We start from the raw sequence: 7,375 nt of genomic DNA, 5'->3' as shown, positions 1-7,375 counted from the left end.
ACGACGTCGTTCACCGAAGTGCAGATGGTCGCGCCTCGGGCAGGCGTGGGAGCCCCACCCGGGTTTACGGGTGGCGGCCCGTCACCCGCTGCACCGGCTGCGGGCGGCGACCGGGGCGAGCGCGCTGCTGACCGTGCTGCACGACGGCCGGGCTCTCACCGTGGCGTCCGTGCCGGGCGAGGTGGAACCGTTGGTGCCGGTGCGGAACGGGATGAGCTTCCCGCTGGACACCGCGGCCGGCCAGGTGCTGAGCGATCAGGTCCGGACCGGCTCCCGGGGCCGGCTGCCGGGGGCGGTGCTGGAGTGCGCGGAGGTGATGGACGGGGTGTGTTGCGCGGCGCTCCCGGTGAGGGGGCGCGACGACCGGACCGTCGCCGCGATCGCTGTCATGACGTTGTCCGCGCGGGGGCTCCAGCGGGCGGCCCAGGAAGCGGCGCGGGCGGGCGCGGCCGTCACGACAGCCCTCGCCCGGGCCGACGCGTCCCCACCCCGCCTGCCTCCCGTCCTGCACTACTGACCATCCGCCAGAGCCGGCTTCGGTGAGCTGAACGGCCCTCCTCCGCAAGCTGGTTCCGCTCAGCGGAACGCGCGTAGAGCGCCGTCCGGCGGTCCGGCAGTCTGTTCTTCGAGCCGGTCGGGGGACCGGCGAAAACCTGAGACCACGGGGGACGACATGACCGTTCGACCACTGACCACCTTCGCCCTCGCGGGCGCGCTGGGCCTCACCTCGCTGGTGGGCGCCGCGGGCGCCGCGCAGGCCGATCCCGTCGACTACGTGCAGATCCAGCTCGTCGACCTGTACTGCGGCGACGAGAGCGAGGGCGACCACGACGAGGCCTACCTCAACATCGCGGCCAACGGCGGCAAGGCCGTGAAGCTCTGGCCCGCCGGCGCGTCGTACCAGACCATGGGCACCGGCTACCGCCGTGCCCTGGACGAGAGCAACGGCAACGCCCTGCTGATCCTCGGCAAGACCGAGTCCCGCACGCTCTCGCTGTGGGACTACGACAGCACCAGCGGCGACGACCGGCTCGGCTCGGTGACCGTCACGGGCAACGAGTTCGGCGCGGAGACGCAGTACCGGGTGCTGGAAGGCTCCGGTGGCGTCTACACCATCGCCTATCGGGTCGTCGACATCTGATCCGCCTCTCCGGCCGGGCCAGACCGGTCCGGCCGGACCGCGGCAGGAGCACGGACGCAGGATGCCCGAGGTCGGGGAGCACCGCGTCCACGCGTACGAGGCTGCCTCCTTGAGGCACGCCGAGCGAGTGGTCAGCGCCGGGGCAGTCGGTGCAGGACGACCTCGCCGAGGGCCCCGTCCGCCACCGTGCACGTCATGTACGTGCAGTACGGCTGCCGTCTGCGGTCCGTCGGTGATCCCGGGTTCAGAAGTCGCAGCCCGCCCGGTGCCAGGGTGTCCCAGGGAATGTGGCTGTGACCGAAGACAAGGACGTCCAGGTCGGGGTGGAGCGCGGCGCAGCGCGCCTCGCGGCCGGTGGCCGCTCCCGTCTCGTGGACGACGCCAAACCTCAGACCCGCCAGCCGGACGCGGGCGGTCTCCGGCAGCCGGGCCCGAAGCTCCGGTCCGTCGTTGTTGCCGTGCACGCCGACCAGTTGTCGCGCCCGCCCCTCCAGCAGGTCCAGCGTGGCCACGTCCACCCAGTCCCCGGCGTGGAATACGACATCCGCCCGATCCACCTCCCGAAGCAGTTCGTCGGGGAGCCGCTTGGCACGCGAGGGCACATGGGTGTCCGAGATCAGTAGCAGTCGCGCGGAAGGGACGTCCGTCGACGCCGGGGGCTGGTCCTGGTACATCGAGATGCCTTCTCTCCTGGGTTTCCCGGTGCACCGCCGGTGAGGGCGGTCCGCGGCGGCGGAAGTGCTGTCACGGGGTCGGGCTCCTGGGCCGTCACATTCGCCGTCCCCTTCGCTGCCGCTTCCCTCGGGTTTCCCCGTTCACGAGACTTCCTCCAACCGGAAGGAGAGAAGCAGAACACCCAGGTGTACTCCTCCCGGTCGTCCAGGGCCGGTGCGACGGTGCCCGGCGCGCGCCGCGAGGCGTCGGCGGTGAGCTGCCCGGGGTACCGGTGTTCCCGTGGCGGACACGGCTGCCCGGATCGGGGGAAGGGAACTGATCCCGGGGGAGTCACGGCTGACGGAGGAGCGCATGGTGAAGAGCCGAGCGGACACGAGGTTCAGGCATCCACGCCATGAGCGGCGAGGCGAGGCGCGGCTGCCCGCCGTCGTGGCGACCCTCGTGGCGATCGCCCTCTACCTCGCTCTCCCGCAGCAGTTGCTGGTCGCCCCGCGGTTCGTACTGCCCGGCCTGGAACTGCTGCTCCTCGTTCCGCTGGTGGCGATCAATCCCAGACGTCTGACCCGCCAGACCCGAACGTTCCGCGTTCTGTCGCTGACCCTCGTGCTCGTGATCGCGGCGAGCAACATGACCGCGCTGGGCATCCTGGTCCACGAGCTGATCCACGCCGGCATCAAGGACGGCCCCGCGCTGCTCACCGCCGCCCTGCAGGTGTGGCTGACCAACATCATCGTGTTCGGGCTGGCCTTCTGGGAACTGGACCGTGGAGGCCCCGTCACCCGGACGCAGGCGCCCCGGGAAGAACTGCCCCTGGCCGACTTCCGGTTCTCCCAGGACGAGAACGACGACGCGGTCCAGGAGGTCTCCGACGGCGCGAGCGGCACCTCGGACTGGGTGCCCACCCTCGTGGACTACCTGTACATCTCCGTGACGAACTCCACCGCCTTCAGCCCCACCGACACCATGCCGCTCTCCAGCCGCGCCAAACTGCTGATGAGCGTCGAGAGCATCGCGGCACTGACGACCTCACTGCTCGTCATCGCCCGCGCCGTCAGCGTCCTGCACTGACATGACATCACCAGTCACGTCGCATCCGGCTCCGGCGGCCGGTGCGGGCCGCGCACCCCTGCTTGTCTCCGCCGCTCAGCTTCGACGGCGGACGCTGCCGCCGACAGGTCCCCAGCAGCCGTCGCGAAAGCTGGGCTCCATGAGGCCGACAGCAACTCGGCGAACAGCGCGACACCGTCGAGGGACGCGGGTCAACCGCCCGGAACGAGCGGCGCCCCCACATGGCCGCCGCTCGACGAACCCGTCAATTCGCGGCGTCCAGTCGGCGCAATACCTGTTCATGACAGGTCCATGACGGCATTCTCGGAGCAGCCTCATGAACCCCGCGAGGTGCACGCCCACCCGGACTCCCCCTCACCCCACGGAGATCGCCATGCGTCGCAAGGTCGCCACGCTGCTCGGCACCGTCGCCCTCTCGCTCCCGCTCGCCCTGCTGCCCGCCGCGTCCGCCTCGGCCGCACCCGCGGACAAGCCCCAGGTACTCAGCTCCTGGACCCAGACGAGCGCCTCCAGCTACAACAGTTGGAACGCCGCCCGCAACAACCAGGGCGCGTGGGCCGCCTACGGCTTCGACTGGTCGACCGACTACTGCAGCACCTCGCCCGACAACCCGTTCGGCTTCCCGTTCCAGACGGCCTGCGCCCGCCACGACTTCGGCTACCGCAACTACAAGGCGGCCGGCACGTTCTCCGCGAACAAGGCGCGCCTCGACTCCGCGCTCTACGCCGACCTCAAGCGCGTCTGCGCCGCCTACTCCGGCGCGACACTGACCTCGTGCAACGCCACGGCCTGGACGTATTACCACGCGGTGGACATCTTCGGAGTCGCACCGGCCGGCACGAGCACCGCCGGGCTGCCCCGGTCCGCCTGACCGGTCCTCCCTCCGAGGCTCGGGCCATGTGGTGGCCCGAGCCTCCCGGTCCGGAGTGAGGGTCAGGTGCGGGCGCCCTCCCCGCGCCCCAGCAGCCCGGGCAGATCCGCCAGCAGCGGGGAGTACCCGCACGCGGCTGCGGTGATCAGTTCCTCCAGCGCCTCCAGGTGCGCCCGGATCGCCGCCGGCGGCAGGTACGCGGTGTCGGCGGTCAGCATGACGGCGAGCGTGCCCTGTTCCTCGGTCACATGGACGCAGTAGCGGCAGCCCAGCCGCTCCTGGGTGGCGGGGAAGGAGAACCGCGTACGCGTCCGGGCCTCCCTCAACTCGTCGGCTCCTGGCGGGGGGCCTTCCGCCGGCGGGCGTGTGAAGAACCGCTGGTCGTTGTAACAGCAGTACGGATGCACAGGTGTGCCGCGTTCCCCGCCGATCCGCTCACGGAGCGCCTCCCACGCGACGGGGTCGTACGCGGCGGCCCGGTACCCGGCCATCGCCGCACGCCACGCCACCGGCAGCAGGTCCGTGAACCGTACGGCTCCGGTGGTGTCGAGGAGGAACGGAGCGTCCTGGGACAGCATCGCCACCAGATCCCGGTGGTCCGCGGAGGTGCGGTTGCCGACGATGGGCATCATCGCGGCCGTGCCGTGCCCGCCGTCGGCCGCGACGAGGGCCGCCAGGCCGGTCATCAGTACCGTCGACCCGCTGACGCGATGTGCGGCGGCCAGCGCGTCGGTGGCCATGGCGAGGGCTTCCGACACCAGCCGGCCGCTCCAGAACCGGGGGGTCCGGGGGGCTGCGGCCTGCTGGGGAAACATCGTCGGAGGGATGCTGCGGTAGAAGGACTCCCAGTGGGCCAGCGCCCGCTCGCTGCGGCGCTCCCCCGCCGGTCCGTGCTGTTCCACGGCGAGGTCCAGCGGGGTGGCGCGCGGCTTCCGGCCGGCGGAGCCGCGTACGACCAGCAGCCGCAGGTCGCGCACCACCTGTTCGGCGGCGTGTCCGTCGCAGGCGAGATGACACAGCACCAGCACCGCGTGCGTCACCGTGCCCTCGCCGCACACCACGCCGACCCGCAGCGGCCACTCCCGTTCGTAGTCGAACCGGGTGGCGCTCAGCCGGTCGAGCAGTTGTCGTGCGGCGGCGTCCGCGTGCTCCGGCCGTGGTTCGTCGACCACGGTCAGCGGCAGCCGGCCCGAGTCCGACAGCGACTGGTACGGTGTCCGATCCGTCCCCCGCAGCCTTGTCCGCAGGGCCTCGTGGCGTTCCATCAACGCCGCCACCGCGGCGGTCAGCCGCACCGGTTCGACCGTTCGGCCACGCTCCCTGAGGGGGAGGATCCGACCGATGTTGAAGTAGATGTCGTTCGGGGCGGTCCGCAGGATCGCGTTCCAGATCGCCTGTTGCCCCCAGGTCAGCGGCGCCGTCCCCGAGCGGTCCCCGGCGAAGGGGACCTCGACCACGTCGGCCGCGAGGTCCGCCGCGGGGGCCTCCGGCTCACTCAAGGGGCGCTCCGGCGTCCGCGGCGTCGACCCGGGTGGCCAGCGTGTCCAGGGTCTCCCGGTAGAAGGACGGGTCGGCGAGATCGACCTCGACGCCGAACTCCTCCTCCAGGGCGTCGGCCAGCCTCAGCAGGCCCAGCGAGGTGACTCCCACCTCGGTCAGTGTCGCCCGGGACGTGAGGAGTTCGTCCGTGCCGATCTGCCCGTCCATGGCCTCGCGGATCAGCACGGCGAGCCGGGCGCGCGTCCCGGTGGCGGGGGCGGCGGCGCTCACAGCTGTTCCTGCTCTGCCAGCCGGCGGCGCAGGCTCAGCGGCCTGATGTCGGGCCAGACCTCGTCGACGTGGGCGACGCACTCGTCCTCGGTGCCGCTGAATCCGTCCGGCTGCCAGCCCTGCGGCGGGGGCGACTCGGCCGGCCACAGGGCGTGCTGCTCCTCCTCGTTGACCACCACCTGGTAGCGGATGCTCGCGTTCATCTGTTCTCCTCCATGAGGTCGGTGACGCAGGCCGCGACACCGTGGACGGTGGGGCTGTCGAAGAAGACGTCGAAGGGGACCGACACGCCGAACTCCTTGCGGATGCGGCCCGCGATGGAGGCGATCGTCAGTGAGTGGCCGCCCAGGTCGAACAGGTCCTCGTCGGGTCCGAGGTCCTCCAGGTCGAGCACGTGCCGCCAGATCTCCAGCACGGCGGCGACGACGCCCTGCTCCCCGCCGGCGGTGACCCGCTCGGCCGTCGTGTCGCGGCTCGGCGCCGGATCGGGCAGACGGGCCCGGTCGAGTTTCCCGTTGGGAGTGAGCGGAAAGGCGTCGAGCATCACGTACACGGCGGGCAGCGCGGCAGCCGGCAGACTCCGGGCCAGATGGGCGCGCAGAGCGTCGGGAGACGGCGCCGGGCCGGCCGGCGCCGGCACCACGTAGGCGACGAGCCGGTCCTGTCCGCCGTCCGCACCGTCGCGGAGCACGGCCAGGGCCTGGGCCACTTCCGGATGCCCCGAGAGCGCGGTCTCGATCTCGCCGAGTTCGATCCGGTGTCCGCGGATCTTGACCTGGGTGTCGGACCGGCCCGCGAACTCCAGCCTTCCGTCGGTCCGGAGCCGGACCAGGTCCCCGGTGCGGTAGAGGCGGGAGCCGGGCGGGCCGAAGGGGTCGGGCACGAACCGGCTCGCGGTGAGCCCGGCCCGCCCGCGGTACCCGTGCGCGACGCCGGTGCCTCCGACGTACAGCTCGCCGGTCGTCGCGTACGGCAGCGGACGCAGGCGCTCGTCCAGGACGTACGTACGGGTGTTGGCCAGCGGGCCGCCGATGGTGACGGGGCCGTCCGCCTCGATGTCGGCGGAGGTCGACCAGACCGTGGTCTCCGTCGGACCGTAGACATTGACCAGCCGCCCCACGGCGCGGCGCAGCGTGGCCGCGAGGGGTGCGGGGAGCGCTTCCCCGCCGGTGAGCGCAACGAGGCCGGGGGCGTGCAGTCCGGCGGCGAGCATCAGCCGCCAGCCGCTCGGCGTGGCCTGTACGTGGGTGAGCGCGTGGCGTTCGACGAGGCCGGTCAGCGCGTCACCGTCGCGGTGCCGTCCCTCAGGTACGAGGACGACGCGACCGCCCGTGACGAGCGGGACGAAGAGCTCGACGGTGGAGATGTCGAAGGAGAGCGAGGTGAGGCCCAGCCAGCGGTCCCCGGGCCGCGCGTGGGCTGTTTCGCCCATCGCGGCCAGCAGGTTCGCCAGCGCTCCGTGCGGCACCTCGACTCCCTTGGGCGTGCCGGTGGAGCCCGAGGTGTACAGCACGTACGCGGGGTCTTCGAGGGCCGGCGGGGCCGGGGCGGGGGGCGGGGTGCCGGGCTCGCCGAGGGGTTCCGGGGCGAGGGAGTCGGGCCCGGGATCCTCGGAGACCTGGAGGGTGAGGCCGGAGTCGGCGCGGATGAACGCCAGCCGCTCCTCGGGGTGGTCGGGGTCGAGCGGCAGATAGGCCGCGCCGGCGGTGAGCACCCCGAGGACGGCGACGAGCTGGGCGGCGGACCGGGGCAGGGTAAACCATTTAAGACCAGGTCCAGCCCCAGCAGTACTCGTCGAATGTCTTCGCGGTGGGCGGGGTTGCAGCATCCCTGAGGAGGGTTTGGCGTGA

The 7,375-nt window shown here is 72.0% G+C and carries 8 protein-coding genes and 1 pseudogene; 4 read left to right on the top strand and 5 right to left on the bottom strand.

Annotated elements, in window-relative coordinates:
* On the top strand, positions 1-517 hold a 517-nt coding region (locus ACWD3D_RS30740; protein WP_451464025.1), incomplete at its 5' end, for an IclR family transcriptional regulator.
* A gap of 156 nt (positions 518-673) precedes the next feature.
* Complete coding sequence (locus tag ACWD3D_RS30735; protein ID WP_451464024.1) at positions 674-1,141, top strand: hypothetical protein; 468 nt, start codon at positions 674-676, stop codon at positions 1,139-1,141.
* A gap of 131 nt (positions 1,142-1,272) precedes the next feature.
* Here ACWD3D_RS30735 and ACWD3D_RS30730 read toward each other — a convergent pair whose 3' ends face one another.
* Entirely contained in the window at positions 1,273-1,815 is a 543-nt protein-coding gene (locus tag ACWD3D_RS30730) for a metallophosphoesterase family protein (RefSeq protein ID WP_451464023.1), read from the bottom strand.
* A gap of 352 nt (positions 1,816-2,167) precedes the next feature.
* Here ACWD3D_RS30730 and ACWD3D_RS30725 point away from each other — a divergent pair, with 352 nt between their 5' ends.
* Together ACWD3D_RS30725 and ACWD3D_RS30720 are read left to right on the top strand one after the other, a co-directional pair.
* Positions 2,168-2,884 (top strand): hypothetical protein, encoded by a 717-nt coding sequence (locus ACWD3D_RS30725; RefSeq protein WP_451464022.1) that lies wholly within the window; start codon positions 2,168-2,170, stop codon positions 2,882-2,884.
* 373 nt (positions 2,885-3,257) lie between these two features.
* Positions 3,258-3,755: a phospholipase gene (locus tag ACWD3D_RS30720; protein ID WP_451464021.1), complete on the top strand. Its 498-nt coding sequence runs from the start codon at positions 3,258-3,260 to the stop codon at positions 3,753-3,755.
* Between the two features lie 62 nt (positions 3,756-3,817).
* Here the strand turns inward: ACWD3D_RS30720 and ACWD3D_RS30715 are convergent, their stop codons facing one another.
* The 4 genes and pseudogenes from ACWD3D_RS30715 to ACWD3D_RS30700 form a co-directional block, all read right to left on the bottom strand.
* On the bottom strand, positions 3,818-5,254 hold the full coding sequence (locus ACWD3D_RS30715) for a condensation domain-containing protein (protein WP_451464020.1): 1,437 nt from the start codon (positions 5,252-5,254) through the stop codon (positions 3,818-3,820).
* Positions 5,247-5,525 carry an acyl carrier protein gene (locus tag ACWD3D_RS30710; RefSeq protein WP_451464019.1) on the bottom strand — a complete coding sequence of 93 codons (279 nt, stop codon included), beginning with the start codon at positions 5,523-5,525 and terminating at the stop codon, positions 5,247-5,249. Before ACWD3D_RS30710 ends, ACWD3D_RS30715 begins: the two co-directional genes overlap by 8 nt.
* On the bottom strand, positions 5,522-5,728 hold the full coding sequence (locus ACWD3D_RS30705) for an MbtH family protein (RefSeq protein WP_451464018.1): 207 nt from the start codon (positions 5,726-5,728) through the stop codon (positions 5,522-5,524). The genes ACWD3D_RS30710 and ACWD3D_RS30705 overlap by 4 nt, the downstream gene beginning before the upstream one ends.
* Positions 5,725-7,308, bottom strand: a pseudogene (locus tag ACWD3D_RS30700) (non-ribosomal peptide synthetase); the annotation flags it as partial. The pseudogene ACWD3D_RS30700 and the gene ACWD3D_RS30705, both read right to left, overlap by 4 nt.
* Between the last annotated feature and the right edge of the window lie 67 nt (positions 7,309-7,375).

It is taken from the genome of Streptomyces sp. NPDC002690 (assembly GCF_053592415.1).
This window is presented reverse-complemented; position numbering and strand designations above follow the sequence as displayed.

Bases quoted from the DNA above. Each gene is read 5' to 3' on its own strand.
- ACWD3D_RS30735 (WP_451464024.1), top strand. From the start codon at position 674: ATGACCGTTCGACCACTGACCACCTTCGCCCTCGCGGGCGCGCTGGGC.
- ACWD3D_RS30730 (WP_451464023.1), bottom strand. From the start codon at position 1,815: ATGTACCAGGACCAGCCCCCGGCGTCGACGGACGTCCCTTCCGCGCGA.
- ACWD3D_RS30725 (WP_451464022.1), top strand. From the start codon at position 2,168: ATGGTGAAGAGCCGAGCGGACACGAGGTTCAGGCATCCACGCCATGAG.
- ACWD3D_RS30720 (WP_451464021.1), top strand. From the start codon at position 3,258: ATGCGTCGCAAGGTCGCCACGCTGCTCGGCACCGTCGCCCTCTCGCTC.
- ACWD3D_RS30705 (WP_451464018.1), bottom strand. From the start codon at position 5,728: ATGAACGCGAGCATCCGCTACCAGGTGGTGGTCAACGAGGAGGAGCAG.